The organism is Paenibacillus mobilis (assembly GCF_058267595.1).
The window spans coordinates 345,222-370,385 of sequence record NZ_JBZCMS010000004.1 but is presented as its reverse complement, the minus strand read 5'-3'; the positions used below and the strand labels follow the sequence as shown (position 1 = coordinate 370,385).

General features: G+C 53.4%; 23 protein-coding genes. 6 read left to right on the top strand and 17 right to left on the bottom strand.

The annotated features are described in order from the left end of the window. The first annotated feature begins 2 nt into the window (after window positions 1-2). Window positions 3-422 (top strand): DUF4267 domain-containing protein, encoded by a 420-nt coding sequence (locus tag AC3ZPD_RS10325; protein WP_490984202.1) that lies wholly within the window; start codon window positions 3-5, stop codon window positions 420-422. Next, window positions 422-889: a hypothetical protein gene (locus AC3ZPD_RS10320; RefSeq protein WP_490984201.1), complete on the top strand. Its 468-nt coding sequence runs from the start codon at window positions 422-424 to the stop codon at window positions 887-889. Before AC3ZPD_RS10325 ends, AC3ZPD_RS10320 begins: the two co-directional genes overlap by 1 nt. Window positions 890-980: 91 nt before the next feature. Here the strand turns inward: AC3ZPD_RS10320 and AC3ZPD_RS10315 are convergent, their stop codons facing one another. Continuing rightward, window positions 981-1,625: a histidine phosphatase family protein gene (locus AC3ZPD_RS10315; protein WP_490984200.1), complete on the bottom strand. Its 645-nt coding sequence runs from the start codon at window positions 1,623-1,625 to the stop codon at window positions 981-983. 106 nt (window positions 1,626-1,731) lie between these two features. Here AC3ZPD_RS10315 and AC3ZPD_RS10310 point away from each other — a divergent pair, with 106 nt between their 5' ends. Continuing rightward, window positions 1,732-2,637, top strand: a complete 906-nt coding sequence (locus tag AC3ZPD_RS10310) for a LysR family transcriptional regulator (RefSeq protein WP_490984199.1) — start codon at window positions 1,732-1,734, stop codon at window positions 2,635-2,637. A gap of 66 nt (window positions 2,638-2,703) precedes the next feature. On the opposite strand, the gene AC3ZPD_RS10305 is transcribed toward AC3ZPD_RS10310, so the two are convergent. Beyond that, window positions 2,704-3,657, bottom strand: a complete 954-nt coding sequence (locus AC3ZPD_RS10305) for a carbon-nitrogen hydrolase family protein (RefSeq protein ID WP_490984198.1) — start codon at window positions 3,655-3,657, stop codon at window positions 2,704-2,706. Between the two features lie 383 nt (window positions 3,658-4,040). Here AC3ZPD_RS10305 and pdxR point away from each other — a divergent pair, with 383 nt between their 5' ends. After that, the gene (gene pdxR / locus AC3ZPD_RS10300) at window positions 4,041-5,474 is read left to right on the top strand and encodes a MocR-like pyridoxine biosynthesis transcription factor PdxR (protein WP_490984197.1); all 1,434 of its coding nucleotides are present in this window, start codon (window positions 4,041-4,043) and stop codon (window positions 5,472-5,474) included. 125 nt (window positions 5,475-5,599) lie between these two features. On the opposite strand, the gene cyoD is transcribed toward pdxR, so the two are convergent. The 5 genes from cyoD to AC3ZPD_RS10275 all read right to left on the bottom strand — a co-directional run bounded on the left by cyoD (window position 5,600) and on the right by AC3ZPD_RS10275 (window position 11,168). Further along, window positions 5,600-5,932 carry a cytochrome o ubiquinol oxidase subunit IV gene (gene cyoD / locus AC3ZPD_RS10295; protein WP_490984196.1) on the bottom strand — a complete coding sequence of 111 codons (333 nt, stop codon included), beginning with the start codon at window positions 5,930-5,932 and terminating at the stop codon, window positions 5,600-5,602. 1 nt (window position 5,933) lies between these two features. After that, window positions 5,934-6,566, bottom strand: a complete 633-nt coding sequence (cyoC, locus tag AC3ZPD_RS10290; protein WP_490984195.1) for a cytochrome o ubiquinol oxidase subunit III — start codon at window positions 6,564-6,566, stop codon at window positions 5,934-5,936. Next, window positions 6,563-8,575 carry a cbb3-type cytochrome c oxidase subunit I gene (locus AC3ZPD_RS10285; protein WP_490984313.1) on the bottom strand — a complete coding sequence of 671 codons (2,013 nt, stop codon included), beginning with the start codon at window positions 8,573-8,575 and terminating at the stop codon, window positions 6,563-6,565. Before AC3ZPD_RS10285 ends, cyoC begins: the two co-directional genes overlap by 4 nt. Before the next feature lie 37 nt (window positions 8,576-8,612). Further along, entirely contained in the window at window positions 8,613-9,596 is a 984-nt protein-coding gene (cyoA, locus tag AC3ZPD_RS10280; protein ID WP_490984194.1) for a ubiquinol oxidase subunit II, read from the bottom strand. Window positions 9,597-9,665: 69 nt separating this feature from the next. Beyond that, window positions 9,666-11,168, bottom strand: a complete 1,503-nt coding sequence (locus tag AC3ZPD_RS10275; protein ID WP_490984193.1) for an aminotransferase class I/II-fold pyridoxal phosphate-dependent enzyme — start codon at window positions 11,166-11,168, stop codon at window positions 9,666-9,668. Between the two features lie 303 nt (window positions 11,169-11,471). On the opposite strand from AC3ZPD_RS10275, the gene hisC reads away from it, so the two are divergent. Beyond that, window positions 11,472-12,575, top strand: coding sequence for a histidinol-phosphate transaminase (gene hisC / locus AC3ZPD_RS10270; protein WP_490984192.1), 1,104 nt, complete (start codon window positions 11,472-11,474; stop codon window positions 12,573-12,575). Window positions 12,576-12,812: 237 nt separating this feature from the next. After that, window positions 12,813-13,256: an Hsp20/alpha crystallin family protein gene (locus AC3ZPD_RS10265; RefSeq protein ID WP_490984191.1), complete on the top strand. Its 444-nt coding sequence runs from the start codon at window positions 12,813-12,815 to the stop codon at window positions 13,254-13,256. Between the two features lie 366 nt (window positions 13,257-13,622). On the opposite strand, the gene AC3ZPD_RS10260 is transcribed toward AC3ZPD_RS10265, so the two are convergent. The 10 genes from AC3ZPD_RS10260 to AC3ZPD_RS10215 form a co-directional block, all read right to left on the bottom strand. Next, window positions 13,623-14,396, bottom strand: coding sequence for an SDR family NAD(P)-dependent oxidoreductase (locus tag AC3ZPD_RS10260; protein WP_490984190.1), 774 nt, complete (start codon window positions 14,394-14,396; stop codon window positions 13,623-13,625). 130 nt (window positions 14,397-14,526) lie between these two features. Continuing rightward, complete coding sequence (locus AC3ZPD_RS10255) at window positions 14,527-15,078, bottom strand: HAD family hydrolase (protein WP_490984189.1); 552 nt, start codon at window positions 15,076-15,078, stop codon at window positions 14,527-14,529. A gap of 223 nt (window positions 15,079-15,301) precedes the next feature. Next, the gene (gene pdxA / locus AC3ZPD_RS10250; protein WP_490984188.1) at window positions 15,302-16,309 is read right to left on the bottom strand and encodes a 4-hydroxythreonine-4-phosphate dehydrogenase PdxA; all 1,008 of its coding nucleotides are present in this window, start codon (window positions 16,307-16,309) and stop codon (window positions 15,302-15,304) included. Window positions 16,310-16,311: 2 nt separating this feature from the next. Further along, on the bottom strand, window positions 16,312-17,610 hold the full coding sequence (locus AC3ZPD_RS10245; RefSeq protein WP_490984187.1) for a four-carbon acid sugar kinase family protein: 1,299 nt from the start codon (window positions 17,608-17,610) through the stop codon (window positions 16,312-16,314). Between the two features lie 65 nt (window positions 17,611-17,675). Continuing rightward, complete coding sequence (locus AC3ZPD_RS10240; RefSeq protein WP_490984186.1) at window positions 17,676-18,638, bottom strand: 2-keto-3-deoxygluconate permease; 963 nt, start codon at window positions 18,636-18,638, stop codon at window positions 17,676-17,678. A 157-nt stretch (window positions 18,639-18,795) separates the two neighbouring features. Continuing rightward, the gene (locus AC3ZPD_RS10235) at window positions 18,796-20,499 is read right to left on the bottom strand and encodes a PrpR N-terminal domain-containing protein (RefSeq protein WP_490984185.1); all 1,704 of its coding nucleotides are present in this window, start codon (window positions 20,497-20,499) and stop codon (window positions 18,796-18,798) included. Window positions 20,500-20,690: 191 nt separating this feature from the next. After that, on the bottom strand, window positions 20,691-22,178 hold the full coding sequence (locus AC3ZPD_RS10230) for a DHA2 family efflux MFS transporter permease subunit (RefSeq protein WP_490984184.1): 1,488 nt from the start codon (window positions 22,176-22,178) through the stop codon (window positions 20,691-20,693). Window positions 22,179-22,473: 295 nt separating this feature from the next. Continuing rightward, window positions 22,474-23,205 (bottom strand): glutamine amidotransferase, encoded by a 732-nt coding sequence (locus AC3ZPD_RS10225; RefSeq protein ID WP_490984183.1) that lies wholly within the window; start codon window positions 23,203-23,205, stop codon window positions 22,474-22,476. 113 nt (window positions 23,206-23,318) lie between these two features. After that, window positions 23,319-24,629 (bottom strand): M20 family metallopeptidase, encoded by a 1,311-nt coding sequence (locus AC3ZPD_RS10220; RefSeq protein WP_490984182.1) that lies wholly within the window; start codon window positions 24,627-24,629, stop codon window positions 23,319-23,321. Window positions 24,630-24,647: 18 nt separating this feature from the next. After that, on the bottom strand, window positions 24,648-25,157 hold the full coding sequence (locus tag AC3ZPD_RS10215) for an ureidoglycolate lyase (RefSeq protein ID WP_490984181.1): 510 nt from the start codon (window positions 25,155-25,157) through the stop codon (window positions 24,648-24,650). Window positions 25,158-25,164 lie beyond the last annotated feature (7 nt).

Sequence of the window (25,164 nt, the reverse complement as noted above, 5' to 3'; positions counted from 1 at the left end):
AAATGAAAAACGATTGGGGAACGAAATCGGTAACGTTTTGGCTTACACTTCTCATCGGATTTGGTCTGTTTACGCTTGGAATTAATGGCTTTATTCAACCCGAGGCCGCAGCCCGAGCTTTCGGGCTGCCGCTGCATAGCCTGCCAGATGGCTATTTCGTACGAGTCAAAGCGGACCGGGACGTGGTGACAGGTTTGGCGATTATGCTATTTGCTTTGCTGCGGATGAAAAAAACATTGGGCATCTATCTGGCCGCCGGATCTTTGATGCCGCTTTTTGACGGGACCTTGGTTCTTGCCGGAGGAGGCCGCGTACAGGATTGCTGGCAGCACTTTATCACGGCGGCATTCGTGCTGCTGGTAGCAGCCCTTCTGTTCCGAAACTCGAAAGCCGGGGCGGCTTATAAGGAGGCAACTCTCTAATGGAGATTATCAACCATATACTGTATGTATTATCTATTCTCAGCGTTGGAGTCGTGTACGGTGTCGATGTTTTTTTTACGGTCGTTGGCAGAAAGGCCCTTTCTTTGAGCACAGATTCCGCCATGGCTGAAGTAATGGGCCGAATGCATGAGGTTGCCGATAAAAGAATGCCCGTTTTTGGTGCTGCAGGTATCGTCACATCCCTTTTGCTGGCCATCACCCAACTGCTCGATTCCGCTCCCATTACAGCTCTTGTGTGGATTCTTATTGCCCTTATGGCTCAAGTGTTGTTCCTTGTTTTGTATTCCACCGTATCTAAACCCGTAAACGTGCAATTAACCAGTGCCGCTCGGGCAGGGCAACTTCCTTACAATGCCCGGGCGCTTCAGAACCGGTGGGATCGAGTGATTCCCCTGCGCGCCGGTATATTGACTTTGACCCTGCTGAGTCTGATCCTCTGTGGGTAATTATGCAATCATAACGTACCGCGTCGATGTTCATTGTTGATTTTAAAGCAGGGCCAGGCTTGCAGCCGGCCTGCTTTTTCTTTAGCCCTAACTATTCATCCTTGTAATGCGATATATCCCCATAAAGCTCGACCCGCGCTCTTCCTTCCCTAAAAGCAATTGTACTCAGGCTAGCCGGCGGGACGTCCGGAGCCTCTCCCATTCCTTCAAGGTCGTTACCGGCGTAGTGGTTCATAAGCGTTCTTAAAGTCATGCGGTGCGTCACAACCAGAATGTGACTGCCTCGACCCCCTTTCGCATCGGACTGTACAGCTTCCGTCAATATAGCCTCAAGAGCTGATACAGCCCGTTCCCGCAGTTTGGCATAGGTTTCTCCTCCGGCAGTCGGCACGTATAAATGAGGGCGGCTAAAAAAGTTGTCAAACTCCACCCCATATTCGTTCTGTATATCGCCTACCTGCCGTCCTTCCCACAAACCCATGTTGATTTCCCTTAATCCATCCCATTGGCCGATGTGTTCGCGTTTTTTTCCGGAAATGATCTCGGCGGTGGCAATCGCCCTTGGACTCGTGCTGGCATACACTTTGGCAAAATCAACCGTTCTTAAACGTTCATGCAGCTTCTCCGCCTGCAGTCGCCCGGCGGCAGTCAGCGGCGAGTCCTGGTGCCCCTGCATTCTGTGCTCCAGATTCCACTCCGTCTGCCCGTGTCTGACCAGATAAATCACCGTATCCATAATGATGCTCCTCCTCTCAAGTTACTTGAAGTATAAATCCGAAAAACATAAGATAATAATATATATTTTTAATGATCCATTCACAAAATTTATAGAAGGTGTTTAAATGCGACTGAATCTTCATGCCTGGATGCTGTTTTATACCGTCGCTTCGACGGGAAGCGTAACCGAAGCCGCAAAACGTTTGAATATCAGCCAGCCCGCTATTTCCACGCAAATCCGGAACCTGGAGAAGCAATATCAAGTGGCTTTGTTCGAAAAAAAGGGGCGAAACCTTGTATTAACTCCCTTTGGGCAAAAAATTTTCACACCTATTGAACAATTGTTTAGTCTGGAAGAGCAAATCGGAGAAATGATCGCGGAGCAGCAAAGCCACCCGGAAGGAAAGCTGAAAATCTGCGGCAACTACCTGGCATCAAGCACGTTCATCCCCGGATGGGCAGCCTTGTTCAAGCAAAAATATCCCGAGATCAAGGTGGAAATTTCCACCGCCAACTCGCAGGATGCCCTGGAAAAGCTCAGCCAATATGCGGCGGATATCGCGATATTTGGGGAAAATGAGGTGTCGGACAATCCTCTCCTTTCTTTTCAGCGTTTTGAGCTGTTCACTGACCAATTTGTGTTTGTCGTCGCTCCCGGTCATAAACACGCCGGCGGCGAAATTCCCCTGGACGAAATGTTAAAGGAGCCGTTTATCATGCGGGAAGAAGGCAGCAATACCAGGAACACGCTGACCGAACTCTGCCGGCAGAACAAGGTCTCCCCGCCCGTTATCGAACTGCAGTTCAACGGACTTCACGAGGTCATCCAGGCGGTGGCGGCCGGATACGGCGCCAGCTTTGTCTCGTCTCTGGCGGCGGACTCGTTTATCCGGCGCGGAGATTTGGCCTTGGTCCACGTAAAAGGCGTAAAGATCGGCAACAAAATCGTGCTCGGCTCCCGCAAGCGGGACGATCTGGAGGGCTATGTCCGCGACTTCATTGCCATTGCGCTCAAACAGGCCCGTTCCTAAAGGAACGGACCTGCTGTTGTTCTATGCACCCGGCCCGGTCGAAGGCGGAGCTTAACGATGCCCCAGTCAACCTTCTGTTTTCCGTACAATCTCTTGCTTCTTCTCGTTCACGATCAGTTGGAACACGTCCGGACGACTGTAATGGCCTACCACGTCAAAATCAAACCGGCTTTGCGGAATTTCGGCCAGATCCAGTGTGGCAAACACGATTCCTTCCTCATCGTAAAGCGGCTCGGCTACATAATCGCCAAGCGGTCCCACGATGGCGCTGCCGCCCCTGCATAAAATCTCGCCGTCCTGTTCCAGCTCTTCGTAACCGTCCAGATCGGCGGGATAAGAAGCTTTGGTCGCAAACTGGTTGCAGGCGATCACAAAGCAGCGTCCCTCGCAGGCAATATGCCGGATCGTGGCCTGCCACGTATCGCGGGCGTCTGCCGTAGGCGCGATATAAATATCAATGCCCTGCGCATAGAGGGCTGTGCGGGCCAGCGGCATGTAATTTTCCCAGCAGATCAATCCTCCGATCCTGCCGAACGACGTATCGATAACGGGAAGTGTGCTGCCGTCTCCCTCTCCCCACAGCAGGCGTTCCGAACCCGTCGGAACGAGCTTCCGGTGTTTGCCCAGCAGGCGGCCATCCGGCCCGATATAAATGACCGAGTTGTACAAAGTCGCCCTGCTGAACTCCTGGTCGCGCTCCACCACGCCGATCACCAAATAAACGCCAAGCTCCTTCGCCAGCTCGCCGAATACCGCCGTTTCAGACCCGGGAACGTCGATACTGCTTGCCCAGTAGCGTTCCCAATCCTTTCTTCCTCCCGCCGTGCGGCTGCCCACCCGGGCGCCAAAGCTTAACCCTCGCGGATAGCCTGGCAGAAATACCTCGGGAAACACGATCAGCTCGGCTCCCTGACGTGCCGCCTCCCGGGTTTTGTCGTCAATTCTGTCCATGGCGGACTGCTTATCGAACAGCAGCGGGGCGGACTGAACGGCCGCTACCTTAATTTGACGTTTATTCATATCGTATCCCCTCCCAAATGACCCGATTTTCAACTATATTAAAATAAAATCCCGAAAATCAGACCACCCAAAATCGGACCAATTAGGCCCATCCATTTATAAACGTAACCTTATGAAATAACGGGCCGTCTTTAGCCGATAACCGGTCGTTCATCCTCCAAATCCCGGAAATTTCGCTGGTGAACCAGCCATTTCACCTTCTTTTCACCCATCCATGTTCAACAATTTGCAATAAAATCGCTTTAGTTTTGTCACGTTTAGCCGGAAACAGCCATCTGAATCGCCAATAAACAGTGCTATGATAAAAATCACAATCACCCGAAAGAGCACTAACTTAAAAAAGCACTAACTTAAAAAAGCACTACTGGGGAGGTCGTCGCAGCATGTGGAGGCCCGATCGCCAAAGCAAACAAACGTTATATGAACAAATCTCCGATCATCTGGAGCAGCGAATATCCTACGGCGAATTCCCGCCGGGCAGCCTGCTGCCGTCCGAAAGAAAATTGGCCGAGCAGTTTGGAGTCAACCGCAGCACTATTATTATGGCTTTTGGGGAGCTGCGGGCGATGGGCATTATCGAAAGCCGGTCAGGCAGCGGTACCCGTGTAAGCCGGACCAAATGGGGAGCCACGCCCAAACATACGCCGAACTGGAACCGGTACGTGGAAGGCGGCAGCTTCCTGCCAAATTTGCCGTTTATGCGCAAAATCAGGGAAGCGCTGAACCAGCAGCCTTCCCTGATCGATTTCGCGAGCGGCGAGCTATCCGCAGATCTGGCGCCGATTGAAGAAATTACGGCGCTGATGAACGGGCATCAGTACACCTCTTATTTAGGGTACGATCACCCGCAGGGCTACGTCCCGCTAAGGCAAGCGCTTGTTCCTTATCTGAGCAAATACCGGAGCATTGAAACGGGGGAATCGTCTATTCTGATTACTTCCGGCTCCCAGCAATCGCTGTATTTGATTACGCAATGTTTATTGTCGCCGGGGGACGCGGTTGCGGTCGAAGATCCCTCCTATTGCTATTCCCTGCCGATGTTTCAGTCTGCGGGGCTTCGGCTGTTCCGGCTTCCGGTGGACCGCTGCGGCGTAAATCCCGAAGAGATCCGGCTGCTCCACAAGAAACACCGGATCAAGATGGTGTTTCTGAATCCTAATTTTCAGAATCCGACCGGCACGGTAACCAGCGCCGAACGCCGCAAGCAGCTGCTGGACGTCGCCAGCGAGTTGGGGCTCCCGATCGTGGAGGACGATCCGTTCAGCCTGACGGCCTATAACGGAGAAACCCCGCTGCCGTTTAAAGCGGCGGACGTCAACGGCTCCGTGCTGCACATCGGCTCTTTCTCCAAAATCGCCGCTTCCGGACTGCGGGTCGGCTGGATGGTTGCCCCGCATGCCATCGTGGAAAGATTGGCTGATGCCCGGCAGCAGATGGACTTTGGCCTCAGCATCATTCCGCAGCAGGTGGCCGCGCAGTTCCTAAAATCGCCGCAATTCGAACCGCATCTGAACCGGCTGCGGATGCAGCTGATCTTCAAACGGGATCTGCTGATCGAAGCACTGCAGAAGGAGCTTGGAGACTTGGTCCTTTATACGGTCCCCGAAGGCGGACTCCATTTATGGTGCAAGCTTGTACCCGATGTTCCCGAAGCCAAGCTGCTGGATGAAGCCATTAAAAACGGCGTCGTGTTTGTGCCGGGCAGTGTCTACGGCTCCGACGCGGGGTATGTCCGTTTTACGTTTGCCAGAGCCAAAGCGGACGAAATCGGCCGGGGCATCGCGAGCTTCGCCAAAGCACTGCGCGGACTGATGTAGTCCAGAGCGGGAGCTGAAGCAAATCTGAAACCGAAAGCGAAGCCGGGTTCGAGGCTGAACCCGACGCTCCATAAACGAACAACCGCAAGGGCATAAGCCTTTGCGGTTGTTTATTTTTGCAAGAATCAGGAAGCTACCGTGTTATACAGCATGATCCACATGGAGCCGGCGACAATGATGATCAGAATGAACAGGCCAAGCGCCAGGGCCATCAGGTTGTAGCGCGGCTTGCGTTCCTCCCTCAGGTGCATGAAAAACAAAAGCTGTACGACCAGCTGCAGCACCCCGGCCAGCATCAGGACTACCTTTTTCTGAACGCCATCCATCAAATCACCCAATACAATCGCCACCGGAAGCGCCGTCAGTACCAGGGAAATTATAAAGCCCATCGTATACGATTTCAGCGACCCATGCGCTTCGGCATCGGTATGCGTCCCGGCTGCATGATCATTCGCCATATCAGTTCCCTCCCATCAAATAGACGACGGTGAATACGAAGATCCAAACGACGTCCAGAAAGTGCCAGAACAGGCTGATAACCTGAACCTTGCGTTTCGTCACTGGCGTAATGCCTTTTCTGGAAATCTGCAGGATCAAGGCTAACATCCAGATCAGGCCGATCGTAACGTGCAGGCCGTGAGTGCCTACCAACGTATAAAAAGCCGATAAAAACGCGCTGCGGCCCATCGTAGCCCCTTCACTCACGAAATGAGCGAATTCTCTCACTTCCAGCCCGATAAACACGGCTCCAAGCAAAGCCGTGACGAGCAGCCAGCCGATCAAAGCCCGCTGTTTTCCTTTTTGCATGGCCAGCACCGCCAGCCCGCTGGTATAGCTGCTCGTCAGCAAAATGACCGTGCTGGCAATCACCCCGCCCAGCTCAAACAGTTCAGCCGGTCCGGGACCGCCGTTCGTGCTGCCCCGCAGCACGACATAAGTCGCAAAAAACGTACCAAAAATCATAATGTCCGTCATCAGGTAAATCCAGAAACCAAACGTACGGAGCTCCTCCAAATCCGGATGGCCATGAGCATGCTGCTCATGGGCCCCGGAGAAAGCGGCCTGTCCTTTCACCTGTTGGATGGATTTCATGAGGCCGTCACCTTCCTAATCGCTTTTTCAGTCCTTTCGATTTCTTCAACCGAAATGTAGTAATCCGTATTGTAATTGAAAGAGTGCTTCAGCATGCACAAAGCCACCCCGGCCAGTCCGGGTATGATCAGCCAGAGCCAGTGGAATACAAAACCGAATCCGGCCAGGAAAAAGCAGCCGGCCATGATGATCGGAATGCCCGAGTTTCTCGGCATATGGATCGGCTCCAGCTTTGGAGCTGCGGAATCTCCTTGTCCCAAGCCCCGTAGTCCCGTTTCCGCTGAACCAGACGCTCCGCGTTGTTTTTGCTCCCACCAGTCATCCTGTTCGGACACCTGCGGCAGCACGGCAAAATTGTAAAGCGGCGCCGGAGAAGGAATCGACCATTCCAGCGTGCGGCCGTTCCACGGGTCGCCCGTCGTGTCGAGGTTATTGCGGTAATGTTTGACCCCGTGCACGATTTGCCAAACCTGAACCAGGAAAGCGACGCCCATCACGCCCGCGCCGATGGTAGACACAAGGTTCAGCCCCCACCAGCCTTTGTCCCAGCCGTAAGTGACCAAGCGGCGCGTCATGCCCATCAGCCCCAGCGCGTACTGCGGCATAAAGCAGACATAAAAGCCGATATTCCAGAGCCAGAACGCCCAGCGCCCGATGCGCTCGCTCAGCTTGAAGCCGAACAGCTTAGGCCACCAGTAATACAGTCCGGCAAAATAACCGAATACCACGCCTCCGATAATGACCTGATGGAAATGCGCGATCAGGAAATAGCTGTTGTGATATTGAAAGTCGGCAGGCGCTACCGACAGCAGCACCCCTGTCATCCCCCCGACCACAAAACAAGGGATAAACCCGGCCGTCCACAGCATCGGCGTTTCAAACGTGATTTTGCCGCGGAACATCGTAAAGAGCCAGTTGAAGATTTTGACCCCGGTCGGAATGGCGATCAGCATCGTGGTCAAAGCGAAAAAGGCGTTGACGTCCGCACCCGTACCCATCGTAAAGAAATGATGCGCCCACACGAAAAAGGACAAAATGCTGATGATCATCATCGCATACACCATGGAGTTGTAGCCGAACAGCTTTTTCTTGGAAAATGTCGCTACCACTTCGGAGAAAATCCCGAATGCCGGCAGCACGATAATATAAACCTCCGGATGTCCCCACATCCAGATCAGGTTGATGTACATCATCGGGTTTCCGCCTCCGTCCAGCGTAAAGAAATGCGCGCCGGCATAGCGGTCCAGGAACAGCAGCGCCAAGGTTGCCGTCAGGATCGGGAACGAAAAAATGATCGCGATGCAGCTCGACAGCACCGACCAGGGGAACATCGGCATTTTCATCAGCTTCATGCCCGGGGTGCGCATTTTCAGAATCGTGACGATAAAGTTGATCCCCGTCATCAAGCTGCCGATCCCGGAAATCTGGATGCCCCAAATATAAAAGTCCTGCCCGACTCCCGGGTTGTACATCAGCTCGGAATAAGGCGGATAAGCGAGCCAGCCTGCGTCCGGCGAACCGCCGATGACAAAAGACAAGTTAAACAGCATCGCACCCGCGAAAAAGAGCCAGAAGCTGAGCGCGTTCAGAAACGGATAGGCTACGTCCCGTGCCCCGATTTGCAGAGGTACGACCACGTTAAACAAGCCGAACATAAACGGCATGGCCATAAACAGGATCATGATGACCCCGTGGGTCGTAAAAATTTCGTTGTAATGATCCGGCTGCAAAAATTTGAGATCCGGCATGGCCAGCTGCGTCCGCATCAGCAGGGCATCCACCCCGCCGCGGAACAGCATCAGGAATGCCGAAAGAATGTATAAAATGCCGATTTTTTTATGATCGACCGTGGTCAGCCACTCCCGCCACAGCCATTTCCACTTTTTGAAATAAGTAAGCACGAACAAAATGGCCAGAAGCGCTCCCACGATACTGACATCCGCGCCGTAAATAAGCGGATCTCCCGTAACAAAAAAACCGGAAGCAAACGCTTTGATTTTGTCTAACATCATTTTAGCCGCTCCCTTCCTGTTGTTCTAACGTCCGTCATGGTTGTTCTCCCGACGTTTCATTTCCGCCATTTCCGCCGTCCGGCTGGCCCGGGATAGCCGTAGACGCGCTGCTTCCGTCCGCCTTCACGCTATTATCGCCTGCAGCTGCTTCCGCTTGGTGAGTAGACGCCGCATATTTGATGACGGTTTGTTCAAACAGTCCCTCAGGGAAAGACGAAAAGCTTTGTTTAGGAGTTGTCGACGGCTGAACCAGCTTGTCGTACCCGTCCGCCGTCAGCGCAGGTGAAGACATTTTGACTTCGTCCACCCATTTGCCGAACTGCTCCTTGCTCACGGCATCGACGTCGAAATACATTTTGGCAAAGTCTGTCCCGGTAAAGTTAGCCCCCGAACCCCAGTAATGTCCCGGCCCGTCGGCCTGTAAATAAAGCGTCATCGCCATGCCGGACATGGCGTACATCTGGCCGCCAAGCTGCGGAATCCAAAACGAATTCATCGGCGAGTCGGCCGTAATTTCAAAGCGGATAGGCACGCCCTCCGGAATTTTCAGCTCGTTGACCGTAGCGATGCCCTGCTCCGGATATTGGAACAGCCATTTCCAGTTCAGCGAGGTAACCTGGACGGTCAGCGGCTTGACATCCGACTTTAGCGGTTTCGAAGGCTCCAGCGCGTAGGTGGATTTGGCCGTAATGACGGCGAGGATCAAAATGATCACGATCGGAATGCCCCACCAGACCAGCTCCAGCTTGGTGCTGTGCGCCCAATTCGGCGTATACGAAGCCTTGCGTTCCTTTTTGTCCCTGTACCGCCAGAAGATAAACGCGGTCAAAATCAGCACCGGCACGATGACGATGCAGCATAAAACGAGCGAAATGATCATCAGGTCTCGCTGCTGCTCCGCGATGGGACCTTTCGGATTTAGCACGCTGACCTGGTTGGAACATCCGGAGACGGCCAGCAGCAGCGCCGTCAGCACCGGAAACGCCGCCAGCCTCCGCATCGTTTTGCGAAACTTCATGCTAGTCAACTCCCTTTAACTAAGTGATATAGAAACAGTCGGTCCGGCCCTGAAACAGAGCCGGGCGCCTTAGACGAGGCGGGCCCCCTCGGCCGCAACGACCCGCAGCCTTTGAACAGCGGGGTCTTCCGGCCCCTTCACCGGCAGTCCGGCCTCAAGGTGCTTCACGATATAGTCCAGCGCCTCCGCTGTTATCGTTTGGCCCGGCATGACAATCGGAATGCCCGGCGGATACACGTATAGAAACTCGGCCGCTGTCCGGCCGCAGGAGCCGAGCAGCTCCACGCTTTCCGATAACGCATAGAAAGCTTCTCTGGGCGGCATCGCAAACCGGCCTGCCGCAGGGAGACTGACCGCACCGGGCACCGGTGGACTCGAAGCTCCGTTCGGAGCAATACTTCCGGCTTCCGGCCTGAAAAACGTGTCCGATAAATGCCGCAGAGCTTGAATAAGCAGCTCGGTCTCCCGCTTGGTGTCCCCCAAGGTAACCAGACAGAGCAGGTTTGTCAGATCGCTGAGTTCCACCTCGATGTTGTGCGTTTCTCTCAGCCACTGTTCGGCTGCAAATCCGGTAATGCCCAGCCCCAGATGGATGCAAAGTTTAGTCGGATCGTAGTGGAACACGCCGGGCTGCTCGCAAATTTCATCGCCAAAGCAGTAGAGCCCCGGGATTTCATTAATCTGCTTGCGGGTTTCCACAGCTAACCGGATGGTTTCTTCCGCCAAAGCTCGCCCATGCAGAGCAAGCTGTCTTCGGGCTGCATCCAGTGAAGCCAGCAGGATATAGGAAGTCGATGTCGTCGTCAGCATGCTCATAAAGGAACGGACCCGCCTGATATCCACCCGCCCGCCTTTCACGTTAAGCACGGAGCTTTGCGTCAGGGAACCGCCGAGCTTATGGACGCTGGAGGCGGCCATGTCCGCGCCTGCCTGCATGGCCGACATCGGCAGCCGTTCATGGCAGTGTAAAAGCGTGCCGTGCGCTTCATCCACCAGGGCCAAAAGACCGCGGCTGTGAATGAACTTCACCGCCTGCCGCAAATCTATGCTTGTGCCGTAATACGTCGGGTTAATGATCAAAACGGCTTTGGCGTCCGGATGAAGGCTTACGGCCTCCCGAATTGAATCCATCGTTACGCCATGCTCGATGCCAAGCCGCCGGTCCTTGGCCGGATCTACCCAGACGGGCAGCGCCCCGGCAAAAATGACGGCGGACAAAATGGACTTATGCGCATTGCGCGGCAGGATGATTTTGTCCCCCGGGGAGCAGGCGGCCATAATCATAGTCATGATGGCTCCCGTCGTCCCCTGCACCGAAAACAGCGTATCATCCGCACCAAAGGCATCCGCGGCTAACGCCTCCGCCTCGCGAATGACCCCTGCCGGCTGGTGAAGATCATCAAGCGGCGCAATATTGATCAGGTCAATGGATAAAACATTGTCGCCTACAAAAGCCCGAAACTCCGGATCGGCACCTCTCCCTTTTTTATGGCCGGGGATGTGGAACTGCACGGGTTCTTCTGCAGCATGCCTCCGCAGGGCGGTAAGCAGCGGTGTGGTTTGATGATCCATGTTGCATCCGTCCTTTCGGTAAATAAGTTTGTGGTTGTCAAATAGACGGTATGGCTGTCAATAGACGACTTGCCGGGGGCAAGGCTCTGGTCTTGTCTTAAGCCAAAATCGAATATACCGGGTACCCGTTCCCGCGTAACCATCCATTCCTGAATTTTTTTGGCCAACCGATTTCCCTTCGGCAGCGGACCGCTTGATATTCCGGTCGAATGGCTGGTTACAACAGACTTAAGAAGCGCTATATTTAAGCCGTTTATCCGTTTCGAAATCCTCAAAACAAACTGGTAAAGCGAGGGAAAATCCATGAACAACCGATGGAACGTCCAAGCGCGCGGTGCCTTGCAGCAAATTACCCCTTATTCGCCAGGGAAGCCGATTTGGGAGCTGCAGCAGGAGCGCGGATTATCGCAGGTCATTAAACTGGCTTCAAATGAGAACCCTCTGGGGCCTTCTCCCAAGGCCTTGGAAGCCGTCTCCCGGCTGCTGCCGGAGATCCACCGCTATCCGGATGCCGGAGCGTCCCGGCTGCGTCAGGCTTTGGCCGATCAATATGCAATCAAGCCTAATCAGCTTCTGATCAGCAACGGGGGCGACGAGCTGATTACCCTGATTGCCGAAACCTTCCTGGATCCGGGGGATGAAATGATCGTATGCAGCCCTTCTTTCAGCGAATATGAATTCGGAGCCCATTTAATGGGAGCAACCGTCGTTCCGGTGCACCTGGACACGGGCTTTCAGTTTGACATCGGCGCCATCCTCCAGGCGGTAACGCCACGAACCCGGCTGCTTTGCCTCTGCTCGCCCAACAACCCGACAGGAACCTATCTCCCTGAAGATGAGCTGCGGCTGCTGCTGGACAAGCTGCCCGGTCATGCGATCGTCCTGCTGGACGCGGCTTACAGCCAATTCGCGGAAGCGCCGGATTACACCAATGGCCTGGAATTTATCAAGGCCGGATATCCGCTGATCGTGCTGCAGACTTTTTCCAAAATCTATGGTCTGGCCGGACTCCGAATCGGGTATGGAATCGCGCCGGAAGCGATTATTCAGCATATTGCCAAGGTGAAAGAACCCTTTAACGTCAACATGCTGGCCCAGGCAGCCGCCGAAGCCGCACTTCGGGATGAGGAGCATGTCGGAAGGACGCTTGCGGTTAATGCTTCCGGCAAACGCCAGCTGTATCGGGTCTTTCAGGAGCTCGGGTTAGCTTATACCGAAACGATGAGCAATTTTGTGCTGGTGGAAATTGGAGCAGAGGCGAAACGGGTATATGGAGAGCTGCTGTCACGAGGCATAATCGTCCGGTATGGCGGCATCTGGAACCTGCCCCGCCATATCCGCATTTCAGTCGGCACCCATGCAGAAAACGAAGCTTTCAGCGCTGCACTGACCGATATTATGGGCTGAAAGCGGCCTTTTTTTGCTATCAGGCATCCCCGCTTCCATCGATTAGTCAAACAAAGTCAGAAGGTCAAAAAAGGTCAAATAATACCTCTTATCGATCTATTTCGCTGAAATGACTTTTTTTCGATCCCAATCCGATTTATCGGCCAAAAAACGGCTTTGAAGGCGGGAGAGCCGAGAACTATAATTTTTAGTGTAAGTTGAACTTCAACCCAAAGCCTAATGAAGGAGCTGATTCGTATGTTTGATTTGACGCCTTTCCGCAGAAGAAACGAGGATCATTTCGGACAGATGCTGAAATCTTTCAATGAGATGTTTGAAGATCAATGGCTCTCCCCGTTTGGCAGCGGAGCCCAGTCCTTCCGGACGGATATCCGGGAAGAAAAAGACCGGTATTGCATTGAAGCGGACCTTCCGGGCATCCCGAAAGAAGATATTCATGTTGAAATTAACAACGATTATTTGACTATTCGGGCCAAACGGGATGAATATACCGAGCAAAAAGATGATGTCGGCAAAATGATCCGCAAGGAACGCCGCTCCGGAGAATTTGTCCGCCGGTTCTATGTGGAAAACATTGACGAAGAAGGCATCAAGGCTAAATTGGACAACGGGGTGCTGAAGCTGGAAATTCCTAAACGCCAGGATGACGGCCGGTCCAAAAAACAAATCGTGATCGAATAAAGAATAAAGTGGGCTGTACTCTGTACTCCCCCTCCCGTTTAAATTTAAAAATACAAAAAAGCCCGCGCTAACGCGGGCTTCAGAGTGTCGAGAAAGTCCAGAGGACTTTTCGACACTCTGTTTTTTATATGGGGAGACTCATCTTTTAAAACAAAAATGGATTTAAAACGATCTGAGAACCCATTTTTATAAACTAATAAGGAAATTTTAAACCCCCTGCAAAAAAACAGGGGGTTTCTCGACAGCCTGAAGCCCGCGCTAACGCGGGCTTTTCTCTATTTAAAGCATTATGCTACTACAGCAGCCCTCTTTCGGCGGATTATTTGATGAATCGGGACTTCGAGACTTAACCGCCGTTTAAACCCTTTAAAAAGCAAAATGAGAGGCGCCGCCGTCCACCAGCAAATTTTGCCCGGTTACATAACTCGAGCCGTCCGAGCAGAAAAATAAAACCGGGGACACAAGCTCGATTAATTCTCCGTATCTCCCCATAGGCGTCCTCTTTTCAATGACCTGCTTCACTTCGGGTTTGTCCAGATTTTGATAGGTTAACGGCGTTCTGAAAAACCACGGGCTGACGGCATTGACCGTTACGCCGAATTTGGCCCATTCCGTCGCCAGCTGCCGGGTCAGCTGCACGACGCCCGCTTTGCTCGGGCCGTAGGCCGTTGAGAAAGATAGGGTCATTTCCGAAGCCGCGGAAGAGATGTTTACAATCCGGCCGTATTTTTGTTCAACCATATGCCTTCCAACCGCCTGGGAGATAAAGAAAATCGATTTCAGGTTCGTATCGAAAATAAAGTTCCACTCTTCCTCGCCAAACTCGAAGGCGGTCTTGCGAATGGTTGTACCGGCATTGTTCACCAGAATGTCAATATGTCCAAATTCCTCCACTACCCGCTGCACAGCGGAATCTACGGCCTGCTTGTCCGTTACGTCAAAAGAAAGGCCCAGCGTCTTCCTGCCTGCAGCCTGACCGATTTCATCCGCGGCCTGGAGCACCTCCGCTTCCGTTCTTGCCGTCAGGACCACATCCGCTCCTGCATGAGCCAATCCCTCCGCAACGACCCGCCCGATTCCGCGGCCGGCTCCGGTTACGATTGCAACTTTGCCGCTCAGATCAAAACTGACTTGCGCCATCTCCAAACGCCTCCCCTTTTCCAATAATATGCAGCTATGTGCTCTTCTAATTTACAATAAGTTCAGGAGATAAAACAAACCCCGAACCGGGGTAAGCTCCAGTGCGGGGTTATTGTCCGTTAATTTGAAGTCAGCCGCGGATTTGCAGCTGCGCTTCCAGCCGCTCATTCAGACGATCCGCCAATTCCAGAAGCTCCAGCGGCTCCAGAATGATATAGTCCGGCCGTTCGGTTTCATCGGCAGGCTCAGACGGATAACGCGGAGTCCAGCTCTGAAAAATACTCGTGATGCCCAGCGCATTCGCCCCTTTAACATCACGGCTTAAATTGTTGCCGACCATCACAATGCGGCCATAATCCTGCTCAGTCAGCTCTACCGCGCCCGCCGCTGCCTTGAACATGCGGGGACTCGGCTTGGTTGCCTTGATACTATCGGAAATAATCATAGCCGTAAAATAGTCGAATAATCCGTTTTGCTTCATGACGTTATAGAAAGACTGCGTATCCCCGTCCGCTACCAGTACAAGCGTATAACCCCGTTCGTAAAGCGTCTTGACCATGACATCTGCACCGGGAATCACATCTGCGCTGATGACAATGCCTTCGTCATTCCTTACTTCCGTAGATTCGTCAATGATCGTATCTCCGCTATCCAGAAAAATAACAAGCTGTTTCTTGTCCATGCCGTGCTCCTTTGTAGGTGTATTTATTTTGCGTTGCCTAGTTCCAGCTTATTGCCTGTGGCCTGCTTCTAGCATCTTATTCGATCCGCGGTCCGTGAACTCCTGTTCAATCGAAACTGTAAAATAAAGCCAACAAAAGAAAATACCCCTTAAAGCTTCACTGAAGTGCACTTCCCGGCACTCTTCCAATGTCTGCTTTAAGGGGCGATTTTTGTTTGTTTATTTATTTTCTTTTTGGAGCCAGCTCGACGGCCTGGCGGATCGCTTCGGTCATGCTTTTTTCTTCCACGATGCCTTTGCCGGCAATGTCGAACGCGGTGCCGTGGTCGACGCTCGTACGGATGATCGGCAGGCCGACCGTAATATTGACGCCCGCATCGAGGCCAAGCACCTTGACAGGACCATGTCCCTGGTCATGATACATCGCCACCACGATATCGAAATCGCCGCGGACCGTGCGGAAGAACAGCGTATCCGCAGGCAGCGGGCCAACAACGTTGATTCCCTCGTCCTGCGCCTTGTTCACGGCCGGAACTACCTTTTCCTCTTCCTCGCCATAGCCGAACAGTCCGTTTTCGCCCGCATGCGGGTTGATGCCGCAAACGGCGATTTTCGGATTTTCGATGCCCGATTTGACCAGCGTGTCATGGGCCAGCCGGATCACCCGGTAGACGCGTTCAGGGTTAATCATTTTCACGGCGTCTATAATCCCGACATGGGTCGTGACGTGGATGACTTTGAGTTTAGGCGCGGACAGCATCATGGAAAACTCGTTTGTGCCCGTCAAATCGGCCAGAATTTCCGTATGGCCCGGATATTTGTGCCCGCCTTTATGGAGGGCCTCCTTGTTCAGCGGAGCCGTGCAAATGGCGTCGATCGCCTCTTTTTTCGCCAGATCGATCGCTTTAGCCAAATATTCAAACGCGGCATGGCCGGCTTCGGCCGACACCTGGCCGATAGGCAGGTCCTCGCTCAGCAGGTTCAGATCCAGGCAGTAGACCGTCCCGTAGGCATACGGAAGATCGGCAATTTGATCCTCTTGAACGGTTTCGACCTTTAAATCGCTGTGGACAAAAGCTTTGGCCCGGTTCAGAATTTTGCTGTCGCCAATGACAACGGGACGGCAGAGATCATAAATCTCCGGATCGCCCAGACTTTTTAAAATAACCTCGGGTCCTACGCCCGCTCCGTCCCCCATAGTGATTCCGACAATCGGTTTGATTTGACTCATGTTCATTCATCCTTTCCGTTCATATAACTTAGTACATTCGCCAAAGAATTTTCGCTGCCGAAAGCGCCTGCTTTCGTAACGGTCCAATAGTCCCGGGACGAAGGCGCATCGCTCATTTTGCCGAGCGGCAGTCCGGGTTCCACCTCGGTGTACAGCCGCAGCCGGGTCATGCCCAGCCGGTTGCAAACGGCTTTAGCCGTGTCGCCTCCCGTCAGCACCAGCCCGTTGATATCGGAAAAAGCCTGCAGAATCGCCCGGGCAATCGTGCCCAGCTCCCTGGAGATCGCTTCGCTGATTTGCGTTTTGCTCATAGAAAGCTCCGCTTCCAGCTTTTTTGTCGCTTCCCGGTTCTCCGCCGACGGATCCACGAACAGCACGAAATGCCTGTAGTCCGCATTCCCTGCAAACGTACGAACAATATCCTGTACCTCGTAGGTTTGCCGGATCAAATCCGCCGGATTCATCTCGAGGAAAAAAACGTCCGGCAGCGCCCGAGCTCTCTCGAGCTGCCGCCTGGTCACCTGGGACAAGCTGGCGGAAACCGTCAGCGTCCGGGTAATGTCCAGCTGTTCCGGCTGACCGCTGAACGTTTGCTTCAAGTTCAGCGCAGCCGGCAGCTGCTCGATCAGGCCGGCCGATCCGGCCCATACCGTCCGTTTGCCGGTTTGGGCAAACAGCCGGGCGATCGCCTCCAAATCGGCATCCGTGGAAGCGTCGCAGATAAACCAGGCCGGGCCTTCTGCGGCCTGCTCCAGAATTTTGTTTTTCGTCTGTTCCGGCGAATCCGCCAATTCAGTTTGGCTGATTAGGCAAATCCGGTTAGCGTCTACATAACCCTTAAACAAATTCGGGATGCTGCTGTCCGTGACCGGCGTCTTCGGATCCCGTCCAAACTCCGTTTCCGAAACAAGCCGGCCGTTTACGTATTGGCATCCATTTAAGGTTTGCCGGTTCATTTTTGGAAAAGCAGGCGCAACCACCACGATTTCAGGCTGATGAACGGAAACGACGGCCGCCAGCTCGGCGGCGACATTTCCTCTTAACGTTGAATCCATTTTTTTATAAACATGCTCGTAGCCATGACTCCGAAGAATCGAACTCGCCTTGCTGCTTCGTTCATAAGCGACCCGTTCTTCCGCCGCCCGGCTGTCGGTGTCGATAATTGCCACGTCTCCGGCCGATCCCAAAGCGTCTTCTTGAAAATCCAGCCAGACGGTTGAGGCAATGCCAATCTTCGACAGCTGTACGCCTGCGTCATTGGCGCCCGTCAAATCGTCCGCAATGATGTAAAAACCACGCATGAGTTCTCCACTTCCTTATTTTACTGCATTCTCTATAGTACAACTAAAATGATGGCGTGAAAGAGTTAAGCGGTTGCTTTACGCCGCTCGGCGCGTTTGGCGAACCAGGTGGTGAGCAGCGGTGTCAGAATAGCCGTCACGATAACGGCGGCTGTAACCTGAAGCGTTGCTGTAGCCGCAATGGCGGAGTAGCCGGTGTATACGGCTGCAACGGCCATCGGCACGGCTGAAGCATTCCCTGCGGTAGACGAAGCGGCAATGCCGGCTACGCCGTTTCCGCCGGTCAGACGGTCGATGAGGAACAGAATCACGCCGGTAATCACGACAACGCCAATCCCGAGCAGCACGCCGGAGAAACCGGCTTTGACCACGTTGGTCAGGTTAATGCCCGACCCAATGGCCAGCGCGAACAATGGAATCAGGACTTCTTGTCCTTTGCTTAAAAATTCCCGCATTTTTTCATCCAGGTTACCGAGAATCATGCCGAGAATCAGCGGCAGGATCGCGAACACGAACGCCAGAACCGGAAAGCTTGCCAGTCCGGCTACGCCCAGAATCAGCATGGTGAAAAAAGGACCGGATTCAAGCGACATAATCGAATAAGCGGCAACGTCCTCGGCTTTTCTTCCGAGCTGTCCCATCAGCGCCATATAAAGGCCGCCGTTCGTATCGGAGAAAGCAGCTATGATTGCCAAAGCGGACAATCCCAGAAAGAGATTGTTTTGATCCGGGAAAATAGCCTTGATCAACAAAGCGATCAAAAAGGTCGTGCCAATTTTGCCGACCCAAAGACTCACGCCTTTTTTCAAAATATAGCCGGTGGCCTGAAAGCGGATCGTGGAACCTAAACAAATATAGAATGCTGCCAGCAAAGCCGAAGTCCCGGTTAAAAGTCCTCCCGTAAACGAGCTTTTGAATTCCGGCAAATCAAATATGGATGGAAAAAACGTACGAATGATAGCCCCTATGAGCAAAGGGATCAACATCATCCCGCCGGGGATTTTGTCAATGGCCGCTTTGATTTTCATGGTTGCACCGCCCCTTATGTTGTAATTTGAAGCACCATTTTATCTTGTAACCGATTACAGTTTCTATAGTAAACGCATACATAATAAAATGCAACAGTTTTGTGTTTAAAAAATGAGATAAACACAAAACTGTTGCATTATTAAACAGTCCATTCAATTACCCCTTCAGCTTGCGCCACAGGGTGGAGCGGTTAATGTCCAAACGTCTGGCCGCCTTTGTTTGATTAAAACCTTCTTCTTCAAGCACCTTCTCAATGATCTTCTTTTCTATGTGCTCCAGGGAGCCGGTCAATAGGTCCGACTGCAAGCCCGCCGGCAGCGCACCTTTGCGCGCAAGCAGCTCCTCGATTAACCGGACTTCGAGCACGTAGCCTTTTTCCATTAAAACGGCTTCCTGCAGCAGCGCCTTCAGTTCTTCCACATCTCCCGGCCAGGCGTATCCGGCCAGCAGCGCCAGCGCCTGCTCATGAATACGGACCGCAGAAGTGCCCAGCGTTTGATTGAAATGAAGAAGGAACGCCGTAACCAGCTCTTTCAGGTCTTCTTTGCGCTGTGCCAAAGCCGGCAGATGGATGCGGATCATCCCATCCCCGTAGATCCGGTTGCCCCACTGGGCTTCTTCCTCCATCACCGGCAAAACGACCGTGATCCCCCTTTGTTTTAACAGCTCCAGCTGCCCCCAGAGCTTGTCCTTCATCCCTGAGCCCAATGGGAGCAGCGTATGGACATAAATCGTTTTAATATCGCTGTCAAGCGTTTCAGGCTCCAGTTCAAGCAGATCCGCCGCTTTTACGGAGGCATACAGACCGTTTCCCTGAAATTTGTGAAAATGAATATAACGGGCAATCAGCTCCGATTCGGCCCCATCCGGCCCTGTTAAAATAAAATGATTATAAGACAGGCAGCGATGGATCAAAGCCAAACACGCGTTCATCGCTTCGCTTTGGTGAATGACCAGTGGCGGAGCCGGCATACCTATTTTTAAGCTTTCATGCGCTTCTTCGGCGCGTGCTCCATAGAGCCGGGCAAATTCGCAAACGAGAAAAGCGGAGCCGGCAACCGTGATTTGCGTTTTCGTAACTTTCAGCGTATGGCCGTCGACATCCGTGGCATGGGTCATTTCCCTTCCGGCACCGGCTTTCGGCAACCCCGCTTCAAACGCAAGATCCGTGCGGGGCCTCGTCGCCAGCTCCCTCCACTGCTCATACACCACTTCGCCTTGTTCCGAGACCACCATGAAATCGGACGCCGTAATTTGCAGGATCTTTTTTAAACGCTCGATCTCCAGCCGGCTTTTCAGCATCCAGCGCGATACGGTCTTGGCTTCTTTAAACGCGCTAAAGATTGCTTCGCGCCCGGATTGGATCAGTATGCCCAGGAGTCCCAGACGGGATGCGGTTTCGAAGGTAACGACGTCGCCCATAATCAGCTGGTAGCCCTCCTGCTTCAAACGTTTAAGCAGCCCTTCCGTTTCGTCCTCGGATTCGATTGTGTACATATCGATGGGAATGTCCAGCAGGTCAATGATCGCCTTGGCTCCAAGGGTAATGGATGAAAAACCTACGATCGCTTTTTTTCTCGGAAAATCATTGGCCAGCGTCAGCACCCGCAGCATGTCGTACCCGGAAACGTGCACATCGATCACCGGAATGTCCACCGCTTCCGCAATCAGCTTCGCCGTGCCTCCGCGGCTTATGATCGCTTCATACCCCTGCGCCTCCGCTTGCTTTGCCAAAGCCACGCCCTGCTGGAGGTTCCCGACCTGAACGTGCAGGTCGAGTTCGCTCTCTTCCCTGCCGCATTCCTCTATCAAATTCACCATGGCTTCGTAAGGCGCCACAAACAGCGTTTTAATCGTCATTTCAACCACACCTGTAATTTAAATTTAGACACCGTTATAACTTAAATTCAGTCATAGCATATATTGGGAAGGGATGCAATCATCCGGAAAAAGCAAAAAACCTCCCGACCGCTGATGGATCGGGAGGTTCTACTTGCGTCAGCCTGAAAGCGGACAGGCATCAAATGTCTTCTACGACTGTTCCATGCAACTTATTGCGCCTTGTTGACCAAAGTAGTCTGACGGACAATCGGCGTGCGGTCCGTTGGTTTCGAAACCCGGCTGCGCAGGAAAAAGGCGACCGGCAGACCGATAATGCCGATAATAGCCGCGATCAAAAAGACATCGTTGATGCCCATCGTTTCGGCCAGCAGCTGCTCCGCCGGTTTAGTCGGATCGGCCCCGGTCGTGCTGACGAGCTGGCTAAGATGAGCGCCGGAGCGGGTAGACAGCAGGCCCGTAAACAAAGCAACGGAGAAAGAACCCGCCACATTGCGGATCCAGTTGCTCATGGAGGAACCGTGACCGGCCAGTTCCTTCGGAATGGACTGCATGCCGGCGTTGCTGGCCGGCATCATCGTCAGCGAAAAACCGATGTTGCGCACGGTCATCCAGCAGACGATATAAAGCGGCGAAGTGTCCACGCTCAGCCAGCCCAGCGCGAGCGTGCCCAACGAAATCAGCGTCACGCCGACGCTAATCAGCCAGAACGGGCCGATTTTTTCGTACAGCTTGCCGACAACCGGCATAAACAAGGCCATTACCAGCGAAGCCGGAAGCAGGATAAGCCCGGTTTCCAGCGGCGACCGGTGTTCCACATTTTGCAGGAACAACGAAGTCAGCAAAGTACCTGAATACAGGCTGACCGTGATAATCGTAGCGATAATTAACGTAAGCGTATAACGTTTATAGCCGAACACTTTAACGCTCAGCAGCGGAGCGGCCGCGCTTCGTTCGCGCATAATAAACGCGAAGACCAGCACAGCTCCGGCAACGAGGAGACCCAGCGTCTTGACCGACAGCCAGCCCCAGGCGGTGGCCTGACTGAAAGCAACGAGCAGCGCCAGGCTGCCGAATAATACAGTCACCAAACCGGCGGCGTCAAACGATCCGCCTTTGACCGGTTTATTTTTCGGAATCCAAAGACCCGATGCAAGTACAGCCAAGATGCCGATCGGCACGTTAATCCAGAACAGCCAGTTCCACTCCAGATGCTGAAGGATCCAGCCGCTCATCGTCGGCCCGATCGCAGGTCCCAGCATGGCTGCCAGCGACCAAAGACTGATGCCGATCGCCTGCCGCTGCCGCGGAATAACCTGGTATACGATGGTCATGGCCGTCGGCCCGACAAGCCCCGTAAACGCGCCTTGGAAAACGCGGAACACAATAAGCATAAGCGGAGTGGAAGCGGTAGCGCACAGCAGGGAAAACAGCGTAAAGCCGATCAATGAGGCCATAAAGACATACTTTGTGCTGAAACGCTGCCCGGCATAACCCGCTAACGGAGCCGTGATGCCCATCGCCAGCATAAAGCCGGTAATCGTCCACTGGATCAGGCTCAGCTGCGAATTGAAATGCTCCATCAGCGCAGGAATCGCAACATTGATGCTGCTAATGTTCAAGATAGTCAAAAAAGAACCGGAGATGATGGCGGTAAGCACGGGCCATATCCGTTGACTATCGGATGATTCAGTTTTCAAGGTTTCTTCCTCCAGTCCAGAATTCTGTCTCTAGTATCTTTTTGTTGGTTAGGCGTAAAACGTAAGCACCCTACTTTTTATTATAACAAACGGATTTTAATTGGGGAACTTTATTTTGATGACAGAACTCCAGAGATGCGAAACCTCGCAACGACTAATGACAACAGAAGCTGGACTCGCCGGTCCGATAAAATTTGAAAAATAAAGGCAGAATACCCCTAGGTATCTGCCCTAAATAAAAATATGTTTTATCCCTTCGGCAGGCAAGGTGAGCTTGCCGTCTTTTTATGCCCGCCTATTTCAAATATTGGACCAGCTTCGTCCAGAAGGCCGGATAATGTTCCCATTCCATAAATTCAAGGGAACCCCAATGCGGCGAACAATCGCTGGCGAAAGCCGCCGTTTTGCCCGCCCCGAAGGTGCCGACGGTCAAAATAGCGTCGTCCCCGTGGCTGAGCAGCTCCTCGGCATCCGGCTTCGCCTTAAGCCGGTTATAACCGAGCAGCTTCGGCCAGTCGCCGAGACCGTCCACAAGCGGATGCGACTTTGAGATAGACGGCGAGAAGCCGCTCGGCATTTCTGCGCGGTCATCGCCGCTTTCCATCACAACCGGCAGAACCTCGGCAAGCACCGTATTTCTATAATTAGCTTTCCCTTCGATTCCCATAAAGGTCAGATATCCCCCTACCATCAGCAGGCCTCCTCCTTCGGCAACAAACTGTCTGATCAGCTCCAGCGCATTGGGTACAACCTGCATTTGATAAAAGGTAGAGTTCTGCAGCAGGAACGTATTGGCTCCCACATCGCTGAGCACAATCGCATCATAAGCCTTCAGTTCCTCCAGCGATTGCGGAAAACGCACCTGCACCTCATGCGACGGCATATAAGTTAGGTCGATGCCTCCTTTGCGCAAACAGTCGAGCAGATAGGTTGCGCCTTCCTCGTATTTGGTCGAGGTAAAGCTGTCGTAACCTTTCGTATGAATCATATGGACAATCCACGATTCCCCAATAAATAACACTTTCATAGTAATAGCTCCCTCCATTTATGATAGAACCCGGCTGACCGGCGGCTCGAGCGAGAGCCCTCGGGCATGCGGCAGCGTTAGGCAGCCTTTCGGAGCACCGCCTGCAGCAGGCATTAAGCCTCTTCTACGCCACACCAGTCGACGATCGTTTTGGCGATCATTTTGACGGCCTGAATCACTTCCTCCACCGGCGTGAATTCGTCGCTGTGGTGAGCCAGGCTGGGATCGCCGGGACCGAAGTTGACGGTCGGGATGCCTACGTTAACGGGCCAGCCCATATCGGTATGGAAGCCGAGCCCTTCGATTTTCCCCGTTTCCCCGATCGCTTGAAGGGACTGTACACAGGTCTGCACAAACGGATGACCGGCATCGGTTTCCGCACAATCGGCATCGACCAGCCATTCGATTTCCGGCGGGTGCTCGCTCAGCCACGGATCGGCCTCGGCCGCTTGCGTCAGAAAGTCTATCAATTCCTTCTTCACATGGCCTCCGACCAGCTTGTCGTCGCGTTCGGACGGCAGGTACTGCGCGTTAAACACGATTTCCGCCTCATTGGCGAACGAAGTTGGGTATTCCCCTGCATTCAACTGCGCCACATGCACCTGGCACGGAATAGACAAATAAGGATGCGTTTTTCGCACCGCCCAATCCTCATTCAAGCGGTCGATTTCACCAAGCAGATACCTGGCCTTTTTGATCGCATCCACTGCTCCGCCGTCCTTCCAATCCGCCTGCGGCATTTCGATATGGCCGCTTCGGCCCTGGACCTTGATTTTCCCCCATAAAATGCCTCTGCACAGCGGAGCGATCGTAAGGGAAGTAGGCTCGGTCAAGATACAGGCGTCCGCCCGGTAACCGTGATGAATGAAGTCAAGCGCGCCCATGCCGCCGGCTTCCTCGTCCACTACGGTTCCTACAATAACGGATCCTTTGGGCTTAAAGCCGCTGCGGAGCACGGCCTCTACGGCCATAATCATTGCCGCCACGCCGCCCTTCATATCCACTGTGCCCCGGCCGTACATTTTCCCGTCGACCACCTGGCCCTCAAACGGATCGACCGTCCATTTGCTGCCTGCCATGACGACATCGATATGGCCAAACAGCAGCAGAGACTTGCCTGCAGCTTCCCCTGCGAAGGTCGCGGCCAAATTCGGTCTGCCCGTAAAATCCCGGCCCGGGTAATAACCCGCCATCCCTTCGTATTGCTTCAGCTCGTCTGCAACCGGCTCCCACTGCTCGATCCGGCCTCCCAGCCCGGACAGCTTTTCGGCCAAAAATTCCTGAAGCTCCTTTTCCTTCGAGGGACCCGGCTCCTCAAAAAACCAGGGGTTCACGCTGGGAATCCGGATAAGCTGCCGTAAAAAATCAATGATTTCTTCCTGATGACCGTCAATCCAACGCATAATTTGCTGTTCCTGATTCATGCTGCGCTCCTTCCCGTCCTAGCCGAACCGGACGGTATCCTTATTTTTAAAGTCGACCCATGGATTAATCATTTCATCGCCAAATTTGTCCTGCTTCTTCTCAATCCCGAACATATACCGGGCCTCTCCTTTGGAAGAATAGGCCGGACTGTGCCAAACTCCCCTGCCGATCACAATGGCCTGCCCCGGTTTGATCCGGAAACATTTTGCGGTTGACGGATCCGGACTTTCATCCGGATCGTCGATATCCGCGCACCGGGCGACAGGCTGAATGATTTCCCGGTCAAAGGCCAGCAGCAGCTCCTCCCGGCTGACGTGCCGTTCCATGGCGGCAACGACCGGCTCCCTTTCCCGGGTGACCACCAGTCCAAAACCGATGGGCACCTCTGCCTCAAGCATCTGAATGTAACTCCAGCAGTCCCAGCCTTCTCCGCTTTTGGACGGGGCCCCGGCCGGCAGATCGATCACTTTCCCATAGGGGGCAAACGCCTCCGGCGTCAGCTCCTCAGGTTCCACTTTATGCTCCATGAAATAC